The organism is Ruegeria sp. BC5 (genome assembly GCF_056539205.1).
Genome location: NZ_JBQFUN010000011.1, coordinates 49,821 through 70,532 on the forward strand (window position 1 = coordinate 49,821; position 20,712 = coordinate 70,532).

Sequence of the window (20,712 nt, forward strand, 5' to 3'; positions counted from 1 at the left end):
GTAACTTGCTGTCAAGGAAAGAAAAAAGGCGGCCCAATCGGCCGCCTTTCATGCTGCGTACGCAACAAGGTTATTCTGCCGCGACCGCGTCTTCGATTTTTTCAACCCGGATAGCCGAGAACTTGAACTCGGGGATTTTGCCAAACGGATCGATGGCCGAGTTGGTCAGGATGTTCGCAGCCGCCTCGACATAGGCGAAGGGGATGAACACCATGTCCTCGGCAATGGCCCGGTCCGCGCGTGCCATGATCTCGATCGAACCACGTCGTGTGGTCAGACGGATCATTTCGCCCGGTTCGATCCCCATCAGCTTGAGCGTTCGGGGGTTCAATGAACAGTTCGCTTCCGGTTCTACGGCATCCAGAACCTTAGCACGGCGGGTCATGGACCCGGTGTGCCAATGTTCCAACTGACGGCCGGTCGTGGCGATCATCGGGTATTCGTCATCCGGCGCTTCGTCCGGTGGGATGACGCTGGCAGGGGTAAACCGCGCACGGCCATCGGCACGCGGGAAACCATCGCCAAACACAATCGCCTGACCCGGATCGGTTTCGCTGAGCGACGGGTAGGTGATCGTTTCTGTTTCCAGACGCTCCCACGTAATGTTGTCCAGCGACGCCATGGTCAGCTTCATCTCGGCAAAGACCTGAGACACATCCGTGTAATCCCAGTTCAGACCGATGCGCTGCGCCAGTTCCACCGTGATCTTCCAATCCTCGCGCGCCTCACCCGGAGGCGTCACAGCGGGGCGCACCCGCTGCACCTGACGGTTGGTGTTCGACACGGTGCCGTTTTTCTCATACAGCGCCGAGGCGGGCAGGATGATGTCAGCATAGTTCGCCGTTTCGGTCAGGAAGATGTCCTGTACGATCATCAGATCCAATTTGGCCAGTGCCTCGCGCGCGTGACCCACATCCGGGTCGGACATGGCCGGGTTTTCACCCTGAATGTACATCCCCTTGATGTTGCCCGCGTAAGCCTGATCAATGATCTCGGTAACTGTCAGGCCCTTCTCGTTCGAGAAATCCTCAGAGTTCCATACGTTGTTGAACTTGGCGCGGATATTATCATCAGTAACCGATTGATAATCCGGCAAGAACATCGGGATCAGACCCGCATCAGAGGCGCCTTGCACGTTGTTCTGACCGCGCAGCGGGTGCAAACCTGCGCCCGGCTTACCAACATTTCCGGTCATCAGTGCCAGCGAGATCAGGCAGCGCGAGTTATCCGTGCCGTGGATGTGTTGGCTGACCCCCATGCCCCAGAAGATCAGACCGGCTTTGGCCTGCGCAAAGGTGCGGGCGACGCGGCGCAGCTGGTCCGGTTCAATACCGCAGATCGGCGACATCGCTTCGGGTGTGAACTGGCGCAGATGTTCTTTCTCGGCCTCCCAGTTCTCGGTCCAGCGGTGGATGTACTGGCTGTCGTAAAGCTCTTCCTCGACGATCACGTTCATGATCGCGTTGAGCATCGAGACATCCGCACCGGGGCGGAATTGCAGCATCTCATCCGCGAACTTGCGCATTCCAACGCCGCGCGGATCCATCACGATCAGCTTGCCACCGCGCTTGGTGAACTGCTTGAAATAGGTCGCTGCAACGGGGTGGTTTTCGATCGGGTTGGCCCCGATGATGATCGCCACATCCGCGTTTTCGATCTCGTTGAAGGTCGCGGTCACCGCGCCCGAACCCACGTTTTCGATCAGCGCCGCCACTGACGACGCGTGGCACAGACGGGTGCAGTGGTCGACGTTGTTGTGGCGGAAGCCCTGACGGATGAACTTCTGGAACAGATAGGCTTCTTCGTTGGTGCATTTGGCCGAGCCAAAGCCCGCAACGCTACGCGGGTCCTCGTCGCGCATCGCCTTCAGCTTGGTGGCCGCCAGATCCATCGCCTCTTCCCAGGTCGCTTCGCGGAAATGGGTCGATAGGTTGCCGGGATCGACGTTCAGGCCCTTGTCAGGCGCATCCTCGCGCCGGATCAGCGGTTTGGTCAGGCGGTGCGGGTGGTGGATATAGTCGAAGCCAAAGCGGCCCTTGACGCACAGACGGCCTTCGTTTGCGGGGCCGTTGATGCCTTCGACATACTTGACCTTGCCATCCTTGACCTTCAGCGAGACTTTGCAGCCAACACCACAGAACGGGCAGACGCTTTCGGTTTCAGAGTCGTAATCCTTGCTGTCCCCCTGTTGCTGATCGTCCAGCACGGTGGCCGGCATCAAGGCACCCGTCGGGCAGGCCTGAACACATTCGCCACAAGCTACGCAGGTCGAAGTCCCCATCGGGTCGTTCTGATCGAACACCACCTGCGAGGTATGTCCGCGACCGGCCATTCCGATCACGTCATTGACCTGCACGTCACGGCAGGCGCGGACACAGAGGTTACAGTTGATGCAGGCGTCCAGATTGACGCGCATCGCAACGTGGCTGTCATCCTGCAGCGGGATCTTTTCGGCCTCTTTGGCCGGGAAGCGGCTGTCGCTGACATCGTTCAGTTTGGCCATGTCCCAGAAGTGGCTGGACACATCATGCGGCTGTTCGGGCTGGTCAGCGACCAGCAGTTCCATGACCATCGCACGGGATTTTTCGGCGCGGTCGGTGTCTGTCTTGACAACCATACCTTCCGAGGCAGGGCGGATGCACGAGGCGACCAGAGTGCGTTCGCCTTCCACCTCGACCATGCAGGCGCGGCAGTTGCCGTCCGGGCGATAGCCTGGCTGCGGCTTGTGGCACAGGTGTGGAATGATCAGGCCTTGGCCATTGGCCGCGTCCCAGATCGTCGTGCCTTCGGGCACGGTGACGTCGTCGCCGTTCAGGTTGAAGGTGACGGTCTTGGTTGGGCTTGCATCAAGCATGGCTCTGTCTCCCTCAGATTTCGTCAGCGAAGTGTTTCATGACAAGGCGGATCGGGTTTGGCGCCGCCTGCCCCAGACCGCAGATGGATGCGTCGCCCATGACCTGACACAGATCCTCCAACAGGTCCTGATCCCACTTGTCGGCCTGCATCAGCTTGACCGCCTTTTCACAGCCCGCCCGGCAAGGCGTACACTGGCCACAGCTTTCATCCTCGAAGAAGCGCAGCATGTTCAGCGCCGCGTCGCGGGCCGTGTCCTGATCGGACAGAACCACCACGGCGGCCGAGCCGATAAAGGTACCGTGAGGCTGCAACGTGTCAAAATCTAGCGGGATATCGTCCATCGACGCTGGCAACAGGCCCGAAGACGGTCCACCCGGCTGATAAGCCTTGAAGGTCTGGCCCTCGGCCATGCCGCCGGCAGCCTCGATCACATCCAGAATGGTCGAGCCTGCGGGCAGCAAGTAAACGCCAGGCTTCGCTACGCGGCCCGAAACCGAATAGCTGCGTAGACCCGTGCGACCGTTCTTTTCAGTGCTGTTGAGGCATTCCGGCCCTTCACGGCACACTTTGGTGACCCAATACAGCGTCTCAACATTGTGCACCAAGGTCGGGCGGTTAAAGACCCCAACCTGCGCTACAAACGGAGGACGGTGACGCGGCAGGCCCTTTTTGCCTTCGATCGACTCGATCATCGCGGATTCTTCACCGCAGATGTAGGCGCCAGCCCCCCGGCGCAGGTCGATATAGCCTGGCTCAACGATCCCGGCCTCTTCCAGCGCTACAATCTCACGGCGCAGGATTTCCAGCACTGCCGGATATTCGTCGCGCATGTAAATAAAGCAAGTCTCAGCCTCGACCGCCCAAGCGGCGATCAGCATGCCCTCAAGGAAAACATGCGGCGTGCGTTCCAGATAGTAACGGTCCTTGAACGTACCGGGCTCACCCTCATCGCCGTTCACAGCCAGATAGCGCGGACCTTCGTTCATGCGAACGAAGCCCCATTTCTTGCCGGACGGGAAGCCAGCGCCACCCAAACCACGCAGGCCCGAGGACAGGACGTCTTCCTGCACCTTCTCCCAATCACCATTGTCGCGCAGTTTTTTTAGCTTGGCGTAACCGCCGTTTGCCTCATAGGCAGCAAAGGTCTCGTAGTCGGGCAGATGGGCGTGAGTGTCACCGGCGGCAATCGCTGCCTGCACCTTTTCCGGCGTCGCATGGTCGATATGGTTGTGGCCGATCTCAAGCACCGGGGCCGTATCGCAGCGACCCATGCAGGGGGCACGGACTACGCGAACCTCGGACGCGTCCAAACCATCCTCAAGCGCCTTTTGCAATTGCTGGGCACCAGCCATTTCGCAGGACAAAGAATCACAGACCCTGATCGTCAACGCGGGCGGAGGGGCCTCGTCTTCTTTCACTACATCGAAGTGGGCATAGAAGGTTGCCGTTTCATAGATCTCTGCCTGCCCCACCCGCATTTCGACCGCCAAAGCGGCAATGTGGTCGGCGCTGATATGGCCGTGTGCGTCCTGAATCAAATGCAGGAATTCAATCAGCAGATCGCGATGGCGTGGGCGGTCGCCCAGCAGACGTGTAATTTCCGCCTGTGCCTCATCCGTGAATTGACGGCCTTTGGGCGTGTGCCGCCCCTTGCCTTTACCTGACTTCCAGACGCCCTTGGGTGCGCCTGATGGCTTGGTGTCTAATGGTGCCATGATGCCCTCCGATTGAGGCTCCGTGTCTCATCAGAATAGCATATCGTCAAATCGCATATTTCAATCGCACGATAACGACAGTTTATCACCGCAAAGACGTCACCACGGCACGCAGCGCTTCGACTGTTGGCAATTCGGGATCCCGTGTAAGGGTCGCAAGACAAATCGGCTTGCTGACAACGGGATCGACCAGTGGCAGCACCTTTGTTCCCTTAAGATCACCCAGCGCTCGCACCAGCACCCGAGGGACCACGGTGGCCGCCAACCCCTCGCGCGCCATGACCATCGAAGCGGTAAATCCACTGGTTTCGGCGACGACATCCGGGTGCAGGCCCTGTTCAGCGAAAATCCGGTCGAGGATGCGCCGGTTCTGCATCTGTGGCTCCAGCAGGCTGAGTGGGAATTCGGCCACACTTGCCCATGGTATGGGGCCGGTTTCATCCGTCATATGCGACGGCACCAGCAAGACATAGGTCTCTTCGTACAAAGGTTGCACCTGCCGCAGATCGGTTCCGATGCTATCCCCATAGGTGATGCCCGCGTCCAGACTGCCCTCGTCCAGACGGTGCTGGATCGCTGTGGCAGACATTGTCTCGATGCGCGTAATGATGCGGGGATGCGCATCCCGCAACCGTTTGGTCAGCCGCCCGGTAAAGGCAATCGCGGTCGGGATCACACCCAGTATCAGGGTGCCGGTGATCTCACCCTTGGCGGCCAGCACCTGCTGTTCCAGCGCCTTGGTGTCATCAAGGATACGCCGTGCCCGCTGGACGATCATCTCGCCCTCTTCGGTCAGGCCCTGAAACCGGTTGGCGCGGCGGACGATCGACACGCCCAAGCGATCTTCGAGGTTGCGGATACGCATTGAAAAGGCGGGTTGCGATATCCCGCATTCCTCGGCCGCTTTGGCAAAATGACGGTGCCGCGCCAAAGCGCTAAGCAGTTGCAGGTCACGGATTTCGATCATTTTGGGATGTCTCAAAGAACGGATCAACCCTATAATAGATAGGATTTCGACGTATAGGAACTCGTCGCCAGGCTGGGAACATTTTGAACTAAACCTCAGCGATCCTTGAGTTCAATATGCACATTGAAACACCGGAAAACCGCATCTGAAATTTTATGTGAGAAGTGGACATGCGTCTCAGGATTTCCAGAGTCCACAAATTGCATATCTCTGCTGGTCGTCCGGTGATCAATGGTTACGCCGTCTGAACCTTCCGAAAGGAGAGCAGAAGCACCTGGAGTGTCCGGCAAACTTGAAGCCTCAACGTCGCTGCCCTGATAGATACGGCAGGCAATCACTTGGCCAAGAGAAGTGTTTGGGATCACGACCTGATAGGGGTGAGCCATCATGAGCGGGAATGATCTGACTTCGAACTCGTAAATTTCATCATACGTCACGACCGCCCGCGGGTTATAGGGGCTACGACCCGTGGACCCGGCAATCGATGCGAAAGGTAGAGAGGCGAATAGCAAGACTGGTAGCAACTGGTGTGCAATTTTCTTAGGTCGCGTCATATCTAACTTGCTTCAATTCTGGCTGTTGCCTCAGAAAATCTTAGGCTTAAGCCTAAGATTAAGAGCACCACTTTGACAAAACTTCGACCCGAGTGGCGGATTTATTTTTTCCTCAAACGGCAGAGTCCACTGTTGCAACACCTGCGACCTCAACCGCAGGGCAATCAAGTTCCTGCAATAAACACACCGAACGCTTGCCCGGCGAAGCTTTTTAGGATCAGGTATTGAACAAAAAGTGCATTACGTCGCCGTCCTTGACGATGTAGCCTTTGCCCTCAGCCCGCATCTTGCCGGCCTCTTTCGCGCCCTGTTCGCCTTTTGCCGAGATAAAGTCGTCATAAGCGATGGTCTCGGCGCGGATAAAGCCTTTTTCGAAGTCGCCATGGATCACACCAGCAGCCTGTGGTGCGGCGGTGCCTGTGCGGATGGTCCAGGCGCGGGCCTCTTTCGGGCCGACGGTGAAATAAGTCTCAAGCTTCAACAGGTCGTAACCAGCTTTGATCAGACGGTCGAGTCCGGGTTCCTCCAAACCCATCTCTTCCAGGAACATCTGCGCTTCGTCTTCTTCCAACAGGCTGATCTCTTCTTCGATCTTGGCGCTGATGATGACATGGGCATTGCCCTGCGCCGCGGCCATCTCGGCGACTTTCGCAGAGTATTCATTGCCGTCAGCTGCTTCTTCTTCGGACACGTTGCAAACGTATAGCACTGGTTTGGTGGTCAGCAGTTGCAACATCTTCCACGCTTTGGCGTCTTCGTCCGAGACCTCAACCAGACGCGCCGGTTTGCCATTTTCCAGCATCGCCTGCGCCTCGGCCAGCAAGCGTTCCTGCTGCTGTGCTTCCTTGTCGTTGCCTTTCAGCTTGCGCACCAGATTGGCGCGGCGCTTTTCGATGCTTTCCAGATCGGCCAGCATCAGTTCCGTCTCGATCGTGTCGGCATCGGCCACGGGGTCGACGCGGCCGTCCACATGGGTCACGTCACCATCTTCGAAACAGCGTAGCACATGGGCGATGGCGTCGGTCTCGCGGATATTGGCCAGAAACTGGTTGCCCAGCCCTTCACCCTTGGACGCGCCTTTAACCAGACCAGCGATGTCCACAAAGGTCATCCGTGTTGGGATGATCTGCTTAGAGCTGGCAATCGCCGCCAGCTTGTCCAACCGGTCATCAGGCACGGCCACGTCCCCCACATTGGGCTCAATGGTGCAGAACGGGAAATTTGCCGCCTGAGCGGCTGCGGTTTTGGTCAGCGCGTTAAAGAGGGTCGACTTGCCCACATTCGGCAGACCCACGATTCCCATTTTAAAACCCATAGCGGCCTCCTGATGCCATTCGAGGGGTGCTTCTATGCAGGTCCGGATCAATGCGCAAGCCAGACTGCGGAAACGAGGAAAAGACCAATTTACAACATCACGAAATCGTTCGTCATTCGTGAACTTGCCCGGATTGAAATTGGCACACTAAGATCACCACGTAAGGTGTTGCAAACAAACATATAGTGAATGTGTAATATGAAGTTTACCTCTGCAATTTTCGCGCTGCTTTTGGCCGCACCAGCAGCGCAAGCTCAATCCCTTGTCTTTGGCGCAGGATTTTCAGATTTCTCGGATAGCCAATCCGAGGACGAGGCTGTGTTCGCGCTCGAGTATCAGCATCGCCCCTTTCACGAGGCCTCCCGTTTTGCCGCTTCATGGGGTAGTGCGCTGACTGTGGATACCGCAGGTGATATTCATATCGGTATCGGCCTGATCGGAACCTACGGGTTTGCCGAGCGTTGGTTCGTCGAAGGCAGTGTCATGCCGGGGTATTTCTCAGAGGGCGAAGGCCGCAACGATCTTGGGGGAGAGTTCCAGATTCGCACCCTGTTGGGTCTCGGATACACCTTAGAAAGTGGTAACAAAGTGTCCTTGGCAATCACCCACAAATCCAATGCCAGCACACAGGATGACAACCCGGGTGTTAATTCGGCGCTGGTGCGATATCATTTCGCATTCTGACGGTATCCCGCGGGACCGGGATTGATTTTCGCGCAAAGTTTCTGCACATCAGGTCCAAACCTGACTGCAAGGACATCCGATGACCCGTATCGACGCCAAGTTCGCCGCCCTGAAGGCCGAAGGGAAAAAGGCTTTTGTCGCCTATATAATGGCGGGGGACCCCGACTATGAAACTTCGCTTGAGGTGGTCAAGGGCCTGCCGGGCGCTGGCGTGGATGTGATTGAGCTGGGCTTGCCGTTCACCGATCCCATGGCGGATGGCCCGACCATTCAGGCCGCAGGGCAACGGGCATTGGACAGTGGCATGACCTTGCAGCGGACACTGAACCTGGCCCGCGCCTTCCGTGAAACCGACGACACCACTCCGATTGTTCTGATGGGCTATTTCAATCCGATCTACAGCCGCGGCGTGGACACCTTTCTGGCCGATGCGCAAGCTGCCGGTATCGACGGTCTGATTGTCGTCGACCTGCCGCCGGAAGAAGATGAGGAACTGTGCCTGCCGGCCCAGGCCGCCGGTCTGAATTTTATCCGCCTGGCGACGCCGACCACCGATGACAAACGCCTGCCCCGCGTTCTGAAGAACACTTCGGGCTTTGTCTATTACGTCTCTATCACCGGCATCACCGGCGCTGCCGAAGCGCAAGCCACGAATGTCGGCCCCGAAGTGGCCCGGATCAAATCCGCGACCGACCTGCCCGTGATCGTGGGCTTTGGCATCAACACACCCGAGAAATCCAAGGCCATCGCCAGCGTTGCCGACGGCGCGGTTGTCGGCTCGGCCATTGTCAGCCAGATCGGAGCGGGAAAGCCAGTGGCCGAGGTTCTGGACTTTGTGAAAACACTATCCGACGGCGCCCATTCGGCCTGATCGACCAATCACAAGATCCAATAAACAAAACCGCAGCAAGCCACCGGCCTGCTGCGGTTTTTTTCGCGCCTCAGCCAATTGCGCCCTTGATGTTGCGCCAGTAGAACTATCTGACCGACCAATCAAAGGCGCAGCCCCATGCCCGTAATCACCACCATCGAAGACCTTCGACGTATCTATGAACGACGGGTACCTCGGATGTTCTACGACTATGCCGAAAGCGGTAGTTGGACCGAACAAACGTTTCGCGACAACAGTTCGGATTTCTCGGATATCCGCCTGCGTCAACGGGTGGCCGTGGATATGGCGGGACGATCCACCGCTTCGCAGATGATCGGTGAAGATGTGGCGATGCCGGTCGCGCTGGCACCGGTTGGCTTAACGGGCATGCAACACGCAGACGGCGAAATGAAGGCCGCGAAAGCCGCTGAAGAGTTCGGTGTGCCTTTTACCCTGTCTACCATGTCGATTAATTCAATCGAGGATGTGGCCGAGCACACGTCAAAACCGTTCTGGTTTCAGCTTTATACTATGAAGGATCAGGACTATGTCAGCCGCCTGATCCAACGGGCCAAAGATGCGAAATGCTCGGCCCTGGTCATCACGCTGGATTTGCAGATTCTGGGCCAACGGCACAAGGATTTGAAAAACGGCCTGTCTGCACCGCCAAAACTGACCGCGAAAACGATTGCGAACCTGATGACCAAGTGGTCCTGGGGCATCGAAATGCTGGGGGCGAAACGGCGCGAGTTTGGCAACATCGTCGGCCATGTCGAGGGTATCTCGGATGCGTCGTCCCTAGGTGCGTGGACGGCTGAACAGTTCGACCCCAGCCTCGACTGGGCCAAGGTCGAAAAGCTGATGAAGCAATGGGGCGGCAAGGTCATCCTCAAGGGTATTCTGGATGCCGAAGACGCCAAAATGGCCGCGAAACTTGGGGCCGATGCCATTATCGTCTCAAATCACGGCGGGCGTCAGTTGGACGGTGCGCTCAGCTCTATTCGCATGCTGCCGCAGATCATGGATGCCGTCGGCGGTGACATCGAGGTTCATTTGGACAGTGGAATCCGCTCGGGTCAGGACGTGCTGAAGGCGCTGGCTCTGGGGGCCAAGGGCACCTATGTCGGTCGCGCCTTTGTCTATGGGCTGGGTGCGATGGGTCAGAAAGGTGTCACCACTGCGCTGGACGTCATTCAAAAGGAACTGGACACAACCATGGCGCTATGTGGCGAACGCAATGTTGGCGATTTGGGACGTCACAATCTGCTGATCCCCGAGGATTTCGGCGGCCTCTGGCAAAATACACCGCCTGCGAGCTGACCCGCGGCTGGGCTGCGGACTTTACAGCCGCCTCCACTGTGTCATTCAGGCCAGATGAACCTGGAACCCTTTGTTCATCTGGCCCAAAAAACCTCGGAGCGCGAGGCAGAGCCTCGCTAAAAAATTATTCGGGTGAACCCCTTTCCAAACCCAATGAATCGAGATAAGGACGCGGCTTCACGCGGGCATACAGCCTTGGAGGATGCCCGCCCTAACATTGGAGAATTTATCATGGCTGGAGAGATTCCTGATCTCGTAGCTCTGGAACGGACGGGGACAGGCAAGGGCGCCGCTCGTCAAGCACGCCGCGACGGCATGGTTCCGGGCATTGTTTTTGGTGGCGATAAAGAGCCGCTGCCGATTCAGATCCCGTTCAACGTCCTGTTCAAGCGCCTGAAAGCAGGCCGGTTCAAGTCGACCCTGTGGAACCTGAAGGTTGAAGGCCACGAAGACGTTCGTGTCATCTGCCGCGACGTTCAGCGTGACGTTGTCAAAGACCTGCCGACCCACCTGGACCTGATGCGCTTGCGTCGGACCACTAAGATCGCGCTGTTCATCCCAGTTGAGTTCATCAACGAAGAAGAAGCACCCGGCATCAAAAAGGGCGGCGTTCTGACCGTTGTCCGTCCGGAAGTCGAACTGATGTGTACCGCAGGTGACATTCCTGAGAAGATCATCGTCGATGTAACCGGCATGGAGATCAACGACGTTGTCACCATCTCGGCCGTGGACCTGCCCGCAGGCACTAAGCCGACCATCGACCGTGACTTCGTGATTGCGAACGTTTCGGCACCGACCGGTCTGGCGACCGACGACGATGAGGAAGAAGGCGAAGAAGTGGCAGTTGACGAAGTTGAAGTCGTCGGCCAGGAAGAAGCGGAAGAATAAGTCCGGACCCAAAAATTCGGATTTGGAAACGGGGCCTTGATCGGGCCCCGTTTTCTTTTGGCGCACATGGGCTGGAAAACCGGTGGCATTCCGTGTCATCAACCACCTGCACATGTTGCAATGCACAAGGACGAGACTATGAAATTGTTTGTCGGATTGGGGAACCCGGGGTCGAAATACGCCCGCAACCGGCACAATATCGGCTTTATGGCTGTTGATCGCATTGCCGAGGATCACCGCTTTGGCCCGTGGAAATCCAAGTTTCAGGCCGAGATCTCCGAAGGTCGGTTAGGCGGCGAAAAGGTACTGCTGATCAAACCGCAGACCTTCATGAACCGTTCTGGTCAGTCCGTGGGTGAGGCGATGCGGTTTTACAAGCTCGACTCGACCGATGTGACGATCTTTCATGATGAGCTGGACCTCGCCCCCGGCAAGGTGCGCGTCAAGGCGGGCGGCGGGCATGCCGGGCACAACGGGCTACGTTCAATCCACGAACATATCAGCCCCGCCTATGATCGAGTACGGCTGGGGATCGGGCATCCGGGCCGGAAGGAAATGGTCTCTCCTTACGTCCTGGGCGACTTTGCCAAGGCCGACGCGGACTGGCTTGACGACGTGTTGCGCGGCGTGTCGGACGGTGCAGGCTATCTGGCCGACGGGGATGGCGGCAAGTTCATGAACGCCGTCGCCCTACGCACAGCCCCGCCCCGGTCGTCAAAGTCACCGGCCGAGGCGCCCAAAGCAACCGCCAAACCTGCTGCAGAACCAGAGGTCGATACGCGCTCGGCCATGCAGAAGCTACTGGACAAGTTCAAATAAGACGGGTGACCTTGCCGCAACGTCCCAATTGCACAACGGCTTTTGGCGCGTTCCAATGCAGCATGGATCGGGGAGGCGACATATGAGATCTATGTTGAAATGGGTGCTGCGCATCGTGTTGATGCTGGTGCTGGCAGCGGTCGTTGTCGGGTTCTGGAAACGCGAAGAACTGCAACGCCTTATGGCCGTGAACTCGTTGTTTTCCGAGGAAAAGATCGTTCACAACTTCTCTCATATGAACGACGCTTTCCTGACGGTCGACTTGCCCCGTGGCGACGGGCCGACCTGGGAATTGCCTTACGGACCCGGCTTTGATCTGCCCGAGGATACCGATGCGTGGATCGAAGATCGCGCTGTCACCTCTCTTCTGGTGATGCAGGACGGGCAAATCCGGTTCGAAGAATACTATCTGGGCACCACGCCCGAGGATCGCCGGATTTCGTGGTCGGTGGCCAAAAGCTATCTGTCCGCGCTTTTCGGCATCCTGTTGGCCGAGGGCGCAATCGACTCGCTGGACGATCCCGTGGTGAAATATGCGCCGCAGTTGGAGGGCACCGCTTATAACGGCGCGTCGATCCGCAATGTGTTGAACATGGCCAGCGGAGTTACTTTCGATGAGGATTATTTCGACCCGAATTCGGACATCAACCGAATGGGTCGTGTCATCGCCTTGGGCGGAGAGTTGGACGATTTCGCGGCCTCACTGCAGGATACGTTCGCCACGCCGGGCGAGACCTGGCAATACGTGTCGATCGACACCCATGTAATCGGGATGGTCATCCGTGGGGCCACGGGGCGCAGCGTGACAGATTTGCTGGTCGAAAAGATCATTCAGCCCTTGGGCCTTGAATACGACGGCTATTACGTGACTGACGGGGCCGGAGTAGCTTTTGTGTTAGGTGGATTGAACTTCACCACGCGCGATTTCGCACGCTTTGGTCAGATGATCCTGCAAAATGGCGTCCATGACGGCCAGCAACTGGTCCCGGCCGACTGGATCACCGAATCCGTCCTGCCCAGCGCGCCCACTGCGCCCGGCAAGATCGGCTATGGTTATCAATGGTGGATTCCCCTCGGTGCGCACGAAGGCGAGTTTCTAGCCCGTGGCGTGTACGGCCAGTACATCTATTTCGACCAGCCGCGCGGCGTGCTGATCGTCACAACCGGCGCAGATCGCCAGTTCCGCGATCCCGGCATTAACGAAGCAAACATAGAAATGTTCCGCAAGATCTCCCAAAGTCTGTAAGGTGATCCTATGCAAAAACAAGATAGTATTAATGTATTGGGCGGCGTTCTCAGCCCCTGTTCCCGTGATCCGCTGACTGGTTTCTTTCGGGACGGGGCCTGCAATACCTGCCCCGAAGATCAGGGCAGCCACACGGTTTGCGCGGTGATGACGGCCGAGTTTCTGGCCTTTTCGAAATACGTTGGAAACGACCTGAGCACCCCGCGCCCGGAGTTCAACTTTCCGGGTCTGAACCCCGGTGACAGTTGGTGCCTGTGCGCCGCGCGCTTCCTGCAGGCCCATGACGAAGGTTGCGCGCCCAAGGTGCATCTTGAAGCCACCCATCAGCGGGCGCTTGAGATCATTCCGCTACGCCTTCTGAAAGAAAACGCCGCTTCAGAGTAAGCGGACCGGCCCAGAAACCCCCGGACCGGTCCTTATTCGGGATCACTCCCGCAGTTTGACAAGGTCAGACATCAGCCCTTCAGTCCCGTTATGGACCGTCAGCCGCTCGACCTTCCCGGCGATGGTTTCCAGAGCTTCCAGCTCTTTCAACCGCAGCATCACCGGGTTTTCCGCCATCACCTTCGCGGTGTTCAGTAGGGACCGCGTGGCATTGGTTTCTTCCCGCCGCCGGATGAAGTTGGCCTCAGCCTGTTTCTCGGCGGCGACCACGGCGGTCAGGATCTCCCGCATCTCCCCGGGCAGGATGACGTCTTTCAACGCGATCTCCCCCACTTCGATACCGATCCCGGCCATCTGTGTCCGCACCCGATCCGCGGCTTCGGTGTCGACGGTCACTTTCTCGGCAAGCAGCCGGTCCAGCGTCATCGCCCCCAAGGTCTTCCGGAACGCCAGTTGCAGCGCCCGGTGCAAGGCCTGATCGAAGTCCTTGACCGACCCTACCGCCGTGACCGGATCAATGACCCGGTAATCGGCAGACAGGTTGACCCGGATGGTAACCCGGTCCTTGGTCAGGATCTCTTGCCCTGTCACCTCATGGGTCCGTTGCCGCAGGTCGATCTGTTTAACCTCGACGTTTCGCCCCACTTTCCAGAAGGCATGCGCCCCAGGGTCCAGTTGATCCACCAGTACCCCGTCAACCGTCAGCAGCCCGGTATGCCCTTCGGCAACCTCGACCTGCGTCAGGTTCAGCCGCAGCCCGGCCCGAACCAACCGCTGAGCCGCCACTTTGGGAACAACCATGGTCTCGGTCAGCGCGTGATGCTCGACCTTCCACGGCCCTGCGGCCTTCCAGACCAGCGCCCGCGCTTCGGGGTTCAGCACCCGAACAGGGACCCCATCCCGCAGCAGAACCAGAACTTCGTCAGGCCCAGCCCGGAACTCGGTCAGATGCTTGGCGGCCAACTCGGGCCGGTTCTGCATCAGTGCCCGTTCATAGGGCGACACGAAAAAGAGCTTCTCCAGATCGTGCAACTCGGTCAGCACATCCTTGCGCGGCAGCCGGTGTTTCCCGGCACTCAGGATTGCATCGAACACCCCGTTGCGCAGGACCAGCATCCGCTGGGTCTCGGTCAGGGTCAGCCGCCGGTGGCCAGTCAGCCGGTCAATCAGATCTTGGAACAGTGTCATATCATTTCTCCTTTTCGTCTCGCTCTATCGTCGTCGCAATTGCGAACTCCTTTTCATGTTTTCAGTGGGCTGCACCCCGAACGGGTGACAGGTGTGAAGCCTTCGGACGAAGGCAGGAAAGATCCGGACATCCCCCGCGCCATGCCCCTGCGCGGGAAGGTCAGAGAGAGGGGCGCGGGACCGATGCGCCGCCTTGCCCAAAGGGCTAAGCGGGGCACCGATCCGGCGGCACCGTCATCTACCCTCCGGCCCAAGAACAGAGTAGCGAAGACCCCTGCCCCGCCCGGCCAAAGCCTGGCGTTGCGCGGTGTCACCCCTGCTGGGGAACACCCGGACCCTTATGATTTTGGACCGTTTTCACGGGCCGGCGTGGAAGGCCGGTGCTGACTTAACAGCTTTGTCAAATGACGGGATTCGAACCCATTACACATCGATTTGCGGTCGATTGCTCTCACCAGAATGAGCTACATTTGGAGCTTTGGAAGGAATTGAACCTTCGCCTACAGATGGGAAACCTGCCGCTCTATCCAATTGAGCTACAAAGCATACCAATCCCCGGTTCGGCCCTGGCATACGGGATCGGCAACGCCGTCCGCACCGAGAGAGTGATCACCTCTGCCCGCTAGGGTCCGGCCCGTTGTGACCGGTAACGGCGGGTTTAGGTGAAGCCGCTGGATTCGCTCAATAATTTTTTGAGGACCGAAATCAGACCTGTGGCTGTCGCGCAACAAAATTACCCAGTTGCGCAATATTTGAAAAGGTCTGTATCCAAAAACAAAACGGCGCACCCGTTTCAGGTGCGCCGTTCTTTTCAAAAATTTCAAATTTTACCGCTTGGTCAGTCTGCGCTGCGGCCTTCGGTATCCGACATGTCGAAGTTCAGATATTTGGCCACGGTCTGTACGTCCTTGTCGCCACGCCCACACATGTTCATGCAGATCAGGTGATCCTTGGGCAGCTCGGGCGCAATTTTCATCACATGCGCCAACGCGTGGCAGGGTTCCAACGCCGGGATGATACCCTCGGTCGCGCAGCACAGCTGGAACGCTTCCAGTGCCTCTGTGTCAGTGATCGAGACATAGTTCGCCCGGCCAATGTCGTGCAGCCACGAATGCTCGGGTCCGATACCGGGGTAATCTAAACCGGCCGAGATTGAATAGCCTTCCAGAATCTGCCCGTCATCATCCTGCAGCAAATAGGTGCGATTGCCGTGCAAAACGCCCGGACGCCCGCCGGTCAGCGAGGCGCAGTGCTCCATCTTCTCGTTCACGCCTTTGCCGCCGGCCTCAACGCCAATGATGTTGACGTCTTTGTCGTCGAGGAACGGGTAAAACAGGCCCATTGCGTTCGATCCACCACCAATGGCGGCAATGATCGTGTCGGGCAGACGACCTTCGGCCTTCATCATTTGTTCCTTGGCTTCCTTGCCAATGATCGACTGGAAATCCCGGACCATCGCCGGGTACGGGTGCGGACCAGCGACGGTGCCGATGCAATAGAACGTGTCGCGGACATTGGTTACCCAGTCGCGCAGCGCGTCGTTCATCGCGTCTTTCAGTGTGCCACGGCCAGAGGTCACCGGAATCACCTCAGCCCCAAGCAGGCGCATGCGGAACACATTCGGAGCCTGACGCTGCACGTCATGCGCGCCCATGTAGACCACACATTTCAGGCCGAATTTGGCGCAGACAGTCGCGGTGGCTACGCCGTGCTGCCCTGCCCCGGTTTCCGCAATGATCCGGGTCTTGCCCATGCGTCGCGCCAGAATGATCTGGCCCAGAACGTTGTTAATCTTGTGCGCGCCGGTGTGGTTCAGCTCATCGCGTTTCAGGTAGATTTTCGCACCGCCCAGATGCTCGGTCAGGCGTTCCGCGAAATACAGCGGTGACGGGCGGCCCACATAATTCGCCCACAGGTCGTCCATCTCAGCCCAGAAGGTGGGATCGTCCTTGGCCTTTTCATATTCCTCTTCCAGCGACAGGATCAGAGGCATCAGCGTTTCGCTGACGAACCGCCCGCCGAATATGCCGAAACGGCCCTTTTCGTCAGGTCCGGACATGAAGGAATTGAAAAGATCGTTGGCCATGGGTGTCTCCCTCGTCGTACCCGTTGTTCATAGGAGGTGACGACAGGATTTGCCATGGCAAAACGTATCATTCCGCCGCTTGAACATGCTGTGCCCAAACCTGTAACGCCTGCTGGTTGCTGGGCACGGCAATACAGGGAAAGTGATAGAACTGATTCACATCTGCCAGTCGATTGGCCGCTAGAACGACCTGGCGGTGGGGACCCGACTGAGCAAAGGTTAACATGGCTTCGAGGTCGTGCCAGACGCTTAGCGAGAAATACAGCCCCTGGTGTGGGAACACGCCAGCATGCATGCACAAGGGGTCACCGCGCGCTTGTAGCAATGCCTGACGGGCGCGCCAGAAGAACTCTGGCCCATAGTACCATCGTTTCAATGAAACTCCGCCGATCGCCGCCAGCATGATTACGTCCTCCCCTATCGGGGATACGCAGGTGTTTGCCGATCAGATCACCGGGTCGCGTCGATAAAGGCCCGGACCAATGCCGAATCCTTGACGCCGGGTGCGCCTTCGACTCCTGACGAGACATCCACCTGTCGCGCGCCGGTCATGCGGATCGCCTCGGCGACGTTCTTGGGCGTCAGCCCCCCGGCCAGCATCCACGGACGTTGCCAGTATTTGCGTCCCGCTAACAGACGCCAGTCAAACGCCAGACCATTGCCACCCGGCAGTTCCGCGTTACGTGGCGGCTTGGCGTCGATCAGCAGCTGGTCGGCAACTTCGGAATAGAGATCAATCGCAGCAAGGTCTTCTGCCTCGGCCACGCCGATAGCCTTCATCACCGGCAAACCAAATCGGTCGCGAACCTCGGCCACCCGATCCGGGCTTTCCTTGCCGTGCAGTTGCAACATGTCCAGCGGTACATTGGCGACGATCCGGTCTAATTCCTCATCCGTCGCATTCACCGTCAGGGCGACCTTGGCAACCCCGGCGGGCACCAAATGGGCCAGTTCTGCGGCGGCCGGGACCTCAAGATGGCGGGGCGATTTGGGAAAGAAGACAAACCCGATATAGCGTGCGCCAGCATCCACCGCTGCGCGCACGTGATCAGGGGCGGTCAGACCGCAGATTTTGACGGAGACATCAGACATAAAAGGGCCTCAGCTGGCCTCGTCCAACAGCGCCAGAACTTCGTCCTGACCTTCGTTCTGCTTTTTCTTGAGCTTCTTAACCTCACGCTCAAGCTTGCGCACTTCGCTCTTCTTTGCAGTCGCATCACGGCGATGCTTATGCTCGCGCAGCCATTCCCACAGGAAACCGATGATCAGGCCCGCAACCACACCGCCCAGCACCACGACAAACAGCGGCAGCGACGTGCTGAGGTTAAAGCCCAAAAGCTCGGCAAAAGCTTCGGGCATCAGGGTCAGTTCAACCGTTTCGCGATTGGCCAGCGAGACGGAGATAAGAACGATCCCGAGGATCGCCAGAAAAGCATATCGAAGGTAGCGTATCATGCCCTAGGCTTTACCGTTCAATCGGTCCCTTAGCAACTTGCCAGTTTTGAAAAATGGAACACATTTTTCTTCGACCTGAACAGTTTCCCCGGTGCGCGGATTGCGGCCAACGCGCGCGTCGCGCTGTTTTACCGAAAAGGCACCAAAGCCACGTAGCTCTACGCGGTCACCGCGTGCCATGGCATCCGTCACTTCCTCGAACACGGTATTCACGATCCGCTCGACGTCGCGTTGATACAGATGCGGGTTTTCGTCGGCGATTTTCTGAATCAGTTCTGAACGGATCATAAGCGTTACCCTCCCAGGCGACCGGTTAGCCATCTCTATTTATTTGGACAGTATAGGAAAAAACCGTGATCGGGGGAACGTAAACTCTGTGTGCAAAGCCTTCATTTTCGCGCCAAGTCACGCGTTTTTTTGCTTGCGAGCGTGAAATTCACCGCAAAAGCGTGAACGACAGCCGGAATAAGCCCAAATTTTGGAACATATTGATTCGCAACAAAAACGGCCCCGCGCGGATACGCGGGGCCGTAAATTCGGCTAAGGCTGAGGCCCGGGCTTAGTCGCCCGATTTCAGCGCTGCACCCAGGATATCGCCCAGCGATGCGCCCGAGTCGGAGGAACCATACTGTTCCACGGCCTCTTTCTCTTCGGCTATCTCGCGTGCTTTGATCGACAAGCCCAGACGGCGGGTCTTGCTGTCGACGTTGGTGACGCGGACGTCGACCTTGTCACCAACCGAGAAACGCTCGGGGCGCTGTTCGGCACGGTCACGGCTCAGGTCCGAACGGCGGATGAAGGACTTCATGCCTTCGTATTCCACCTCGATGCCGCCATCTTCGATTGCGGTCACTTCGACGGTCACGATCGAGCCACGCTTCACGCCGCCCACGGCTTCGGCAAACTTGTCACCGCCCAGGGCTTTGATCGACAGCGAGATACGCTCTTTTTCCACGTCAACTTCCGAGACAACGGCTGAAACCATGTCGCCTTTGCGGTAGTTCTGGATCGCATCCTCGCCACGCTCGTCCCAGGACAGGTCCGACAGGTGAACCATGCCGTCGATGTCGCCTTCGAGGCCAATGAACAGACCGAATTCGGTGATGTTCTTGACTTCGCCTTCGACCTCGGTGCCCTCGGGGTGTGTTTCTGCAAACACTTCCCATGGGTTGCGCTGAGTCTGTTTCAGGCCCAGAGACACGCGACGCTTGGCGCCGTCGATTTCCAGAACCATGACGTCGACTTCCTGGCTGGTCGAAACGATCTTGCCGGGGTGGACGTTTTTCTTGGTCCAGGACATCTCGGACACGTGCACCAGACCTTCGACACCGGCTTCCAGCTCGACGAACGCGCCGTAGTCGGTGATGTTGGTGACGCGACCCTGATGGACCGAGCCCAGCGGATACTTGGCAGCAACCAGATCCCACGGATCTTCCTGCAGCTGTTTCATGCCCAGGCTGATGCGGTGGGTCTCTTTGTTGATCTTGATGACCTGAACCTTGATGGTTTCGCCGATCGTCAGGATCTCGGACGGGTGGTTCACACGGCGCCATGCCATGTCGGTGACGTGCAGCAGGCCGTCAACGCCGCCCAGGTCAACAAATGCACCGTATTCGGTGATGTTCTTGACGACACCCTCAACGGTCTGACCTTCGGACAGGTTGCCGATGACTTCGGCACGCTGCTCGGCACGCGATTCTTCCAGGATTGCGCGGCGCGAAACAACGATGTTGCCACGGCGGCGGTCCATTTTCAGAATCTGGAACGGCTGCTTCAGACCCATCAGCGGGCCAGCGTCGCGCACGGGGCGAACGTCAACCTGCGAGCCGGGCAGGAACGCGACTGCGCCACCCAGATCGACGGTGAAGCCACCTTTGACGCGACCAAAGATTGCACCTTCGACGCGCTGGTCGTCGGCATATGCTTTTTCCAGACGGTCCCATGCCTCTTCACGGCGGGCCATCTCGCGCGAGATGACAGCTTCGCCACGGGCGTTTTCTGCGGCGCGCAGGTAAACTTCGACCTCGTCGCCTACAGCGATTTCAGGGGCTTCGCCGGGATTTGCGAATTCTTTCAGATCAACGCGGCCTTCCATTTTGTAGCCTACGTCGATGATGGCTTGGCCGGCTTCGATCGCCAGAACCTTGCCTTTGACAACAGAACCCTCTTCGGGTGTGTCCATTTCGAAGCTTTCGTTCAGGAGGGCTTCGAATTCCTCCATGGATGCGTTAGCCATGTGGCGTTGTTTTCCTTTACATAACGTTTTTACTGGCCGAGCGGTTGTTTCCGCCGGTCTTGTTTCATGATGCCTTCAGGCGTGATCCGGGGCGCATCTGACTACACAAACACAAAGGGCCGAGGTAA

At 58.0% G+C, this 20,712-nt stretch carries 19 protein-coding genes and 1 tRNA gene; 7 read left to right on the top strand and 13 right to left on the bottom strand.

Annotation, left to right across the window (positions count from 1 at the left end; all coding sequences use genetic code 11):
* Positions 1–70 precede the first annotated feature (70 nt).
* From fdhF to ychF, 5 genes are all read right to left on the bottom strand, one after another.
* Complete coding sequence (gene fdhF, locus ACR0LY_RS19115) at positions 71–2,854, bottom strand: formate dehydrogenase subunit alpha (RefSeq protein WP_170351744.1); 2,784 nt, start codon at positions 2,852–2,854, stop codon at positions 71–73.
* A gap of 13 nt (positions 2,855–2,867) precedes the next feature.
* Positions 2,868–4,571, bottom strand: coding sequence for an NAD(P)H-dependent oxidoreductase subunit E (locus tag ACR0LY_RS19120; protein WP_170351745.1), 1,704 nt, complete (start codon positions 4,569–4,571; stop codon positions 2,868–2,870).
* 85 nt (positions 4,572–4,656) lie between these two features.
* Complete coding sequence (locus tag ACR0LY_RS19125; RefSeq protein WP_170351746.1) at positions 4,657–5,538, bottom strand: LysR family transcriptional regulator; 882 nt, start codon at positions 5,536–5,538, stop codon at positions 4,657–4,659.
* A 95-nt stretch (positions 5,539–5,633) separates the two neighbouring features.
* A complete protein-coding gene (locus ACR0LY_RS19130; RefSeq protein WP_170351747.1) occupies positions 5,634–6,092 on the bottom strand; it encodes a hypothetical protein in 459 nt (152 codons plus the stop codon).
* Positions 6,093–6,309: 217 nt separating this feature from the next.
* Positions 6,310–7,407: a redox-regulated ATPase YchF gene (ychF, locus tag ACR0LY_RS19135; RefSeq protein WP_170351748.1), complete on the bottom strand. Its 1,098-nt coding sequence runs from the start codon at positions 7,405–7,407 to the stop codon at positions 6,310–6,312.
* A gap of 198 nt (positions 7,408–7,605) precedes the next feature.
* Here ychF and ACR0LY_RS19140 point away from each other — a divergent pair, with 198 nt between their 5' ends.
* The 7 genes from ACR0LY_RS19140 (at position 7,606) to ACR0LY_RS19170 (ending at position 13,619) form a co-directional block, all read left to right on the top strand.
* A complete protein-coding gene (locus tag ACR0LY_RS19140) occupies positions 7,606–8,091 on the top strand; it encodes an acyloxyacyl hydrolase (protein WP_170351749.1) in 486 nt (161 codons plus the stop codon).
* A 79-nt stretch (positions 8,092–8,170) separates the two neighbouring features.
* A complete protein-coding gene (gene trpA / locus ACR0LY_RS19145; RefSeq protein WP_170351750.1) occupies positions 8,171–8,962 on the top strand; it encodes a tryptophan synthase subunit alpha in 792 nt (263 codons plus the stop codon).
* Positions 8,963–9,100: 138 nt separating this feature from the next.
* Entirely contained in the window at positions 9,101–10,282 is a 1,182-nt protein-coding gene (locus tag ACR0LY_RS19150) for an alpha-hydroxy acid oxidase (RefSeq protein ID WP_170351751.1), read from the top strand.
* Between the two features lie 231 nt (positions 10,283–10,513).
* Positions 10,514–11,170 carry a 50S ribosomal protein L25/general stress protein Ctc gene (locus ACR0LY_RS19155; protein ID WP_170351752.1) on the top strand — a complete coding sequence of 219 codons (657 nt, stop codon included), beginning with the start codon at positions 10,514–10,516 and terminating at the stop codon, positions 11,168–11,170.
* 138 nt (positions 11,171–11,308) lie between these two features.
* Positions 11,309–11,989 (top strand): aminoacyl-tRNA hydrolase, encoded by a 681-nt coding sequence (pth, locus tag ACR0LY_RS19160; RefSeq protein WP_170351753.1) that lies wholly within the window; start codon positions 11,309–11,311, stop codon positions 11,987–11,989.
* An 82-nt stretch (positions 11,990–12,071) separates the two neighbouring features.
* Complete coding sequence (locus ACR0LY_RS19165; protein WP_170351754.1) at positions 12,072–13,235, top strand: serine hydrolase domain-containing protein; 1,164 nt, start codon at positions 12,072–12,074, stop codon at positions 13,233–13,235.
* Between the two features lie 9 nt (positions 13,236–13,244).
* A complete protein-coding gene (locus ACR0LY_RS19170) occupies positions 13,245–13,619 on the top strand; it encodes a DUF2237 family protein (RefSeq protein WP_170351755.1) in 375 nt (124 codons plus the stop codon).
* A gap of 42 nt (positions 13,620–13,661) precedes the next feature.
* Here the strand turns inward: ACR0LY_RS19170 and ACR0LY_RS19175 are convergent, their stop codons facing one another.
* The 8 genes from ACR0LY_RS19175 to rpsA form a co-directional block, all read right to left on the bottom strand.
* Complete coding sequence (locus tag ACR0LY_RS19175) at positions 13,662–14,807, bottom strand: slipin family protein (RefSeq protein ID WP_170351756.1); 1,146 nt, start codon at positions 14,805–14,807, stop codon at positions 13,662–13,664.
* 471 nt (positions 14,808–15,278) lie between these two features.
* Positions 15,279–15,352: transfer RNA gene (locus ACR0LY_RS19180), tRNA-Gly, on the bottom strand.
* A 293-nt stretch (positions 15,353–15,645) separates the two neighbouring features.
* Entirely contained in the window at positions 15,646–16,893 is a 1,248-nt protein-coding gene (trpB, locus tag ACR0LY_RS19185; protein ID WP_170351757.1) for a tryptophan synthase subunit beta, read from the bottom strand.
* Between the two features lie 67 nt (positions 16,894–16,960).
* Positions 16,961–17,296, bottom strand: coding sequence for a hypothetical protein (locus ACR0LY_RS19190; protein ID WP_170351758.1), 336 nt, complete (start codon positions 17,294–17,296; stop codon positions 16,961–16,963).
* Between the two features lie 47 nt (positions 17,297–17,343).
* Complete coding sequence (locus tag ACR0LY_RS19195; RefSeq protein ID WP_170351759.1) at positions 17,344–17,985, bottom strand: phosphoribosylanthranilate isomerase; 642 nt, start codon at positions 17,983–17,985, stop codon at positions 17,344–17,346.
* Between the two features lie 9 nt (positions 17,986–17,994).
* Positions 17,995–18,348, bottom strand: a complete 354-nt coding sequence (locus ACR0LY_RS19200) for a lipopolysaccharide assembly protein LapA domain-containing protein (protein ID WP_170351760.1) — start codon at positions 18,346–18,348, stop codon at positions 17,995–17,997.
* A 3-nt stretch (positions 18,349–18,351) separates the two neighbouring features.
* The gene (gene ihfB, locus ACR0LY_RS19205) at positions 18,352–18,636 is read right to left on the bottom strand and encodes an integration host factor subunit beta (protein WP_037310872.1); all 285 of its coding nucleotides are present in this window, start codon (positions 18,634–18,636) and stop codon (positions 18,352–18,354) included.
* A 271-nt stretch (positions 18,637–18,907) separates the two neighbouring features.
* Positions 18,908–20,584: a 30S ribosomal protein S1 gene (rpsA, locus tag ACR0LY_RS19210; RefSeq protein ID WP_010438032.1), complete on the bottom strand. Its 1,677-nt coding sequence runs from the start codon at positions 20,582–20,584 to the stop codon at positions 18,908–18,910.
* Positions 20,585–20,712 lie beyond the last annotated feature (128 nt).

Bases quoted from the DNA above. Each gene is read 5' to 3' on its own strand.
- fdhF (WP_170351744.1), bottom strand. From the start codon at position 2,854: ATGCTTGATGCAAGCCCAACCAAGACCGTCACCTTCAACCTGAACGGC.
- ACR0LY_RS19120 (WP_170351745.1), bottom strand. From the start codon at position 4,571: ATGGCACCATTAGACACCAAGCCATCAGGCGCACCCAAGGGCGTCTGG.
- ACR0LY_RS19125 (WP_170351746.1), bottom strand. From the start codon at position 5,538: ATGATCGAAATCCGTGACCTGCAACTGCTTAGCGCTTTGGCGCGGCAC.
- ACR0LY_RS19130 (WP_170351747.1), bottom strand. From the start codon at position 6,092: ATGACGCGACCTAAGAAAATTGCACACCAGTTGCTACCAGTCTTGCTA.
- ychF (WP_170351748.1), bottom strand. From the start codon at position 7,407: ATGGGTTTTAAAATGGGAATCGTGGGTCTGCCGAATGTGGGCAAGTCG.
- ACR0LY_RS19140 (WP_170351749.1), top strand. From the start codon at position 7,606: ATGAAGTTTACCTCTGCAATTTTCGCGCTGCTTTTGGCCGCACCAGCA.
- trpA (WP_170351750.1), top strand. From the start codon at position 8,171: ATGACCCGTATCGACGCCAAGTTCGCCGCCCTGAAGGCCGAAGGGAAA.
- ACR0LY_RS19150 (WP_170351751.1), top strand. From the start codon at position 9,101: ATGCCCGTAATCACCACCATCGAAGACCTTCGACGTATCTATGAACGA.
- ACR0LY_RS19155 (WP_170351752.1), top strand. From the start codon at position 10,514: ATGGCTGGAGAGATTCCTGATCTCGTAGCTCTGGAACGGACGGGGACA.
- pth (WP_170351753.1), top strand. From the start codon at position 11,309: ATGAAATTGTTTGTCGGATTGGGGAACCCGGGGTCGAAATACGCCCGC.
- ACR0LY_RS19165 (WP_170351754.1), top strand. From the start codon at position 12,072: ATGAGATCTATGTTGAAATGGGTGCTGCGCATCGTGTTGATGCTGGTG.
- ACR0LY_RS19170 (WP_170351755.1), top strand. From the start codon at position 13,245: ATGCAAAAACAAGATAGTATTAATGTATTGGGCGGCGTTCTCAGCCCC.
- ACR0LY_RS19175 (WP_170351756.1), bottom strand. From the start codon at position 14,807: ATGACACTGTTCCAAGATCTGATTGACCGGCTGACTGGCCACCGGCGG.
- trpB (WP_170351757.1), bottom strand. From the start codon at position 16,893: ATGGCCAACGATCTTTTCAATTCCTTCATGTCCGGACCTGACGAAAAG.
- ACR0LY_RS19190 (WP_170351758.1), bottom strand. From the start codon at position 17,296: ATGCTGGCGGCGATCGGCGGAGTTTCATTGAAACGATGGTACTATGGG.
- ACR0LY_RS19195 (WP_170351759.1), bottom strand. From the start codon at position 17,985: ATGTCTGATGTCTCCGTCAAAATCTGCGGTCTGACCGCCCCTGATCAC.
- ACR0LY_RS19200 (WP_170351760.1), bottom strand. From the start codon at position 18,348: ATGATACGCTACCTTCGATATGCTTTTCTGGCGATCCTCGGGATCGTT.
- ihfB (WP_037310872.1), bottom strand. From the start codon at position 18,636: ATGATCCGTTCAGAACTGATTCAGAAAATCGCCGACGAAAACCCGCAT.
- rpsA (WP_010438032.1), bottom strand. From the start codon at position 20,584: ATGGCTAACGCATCCATGGAGGAATTCGAAGCCCTCCTGAACGAAAGC.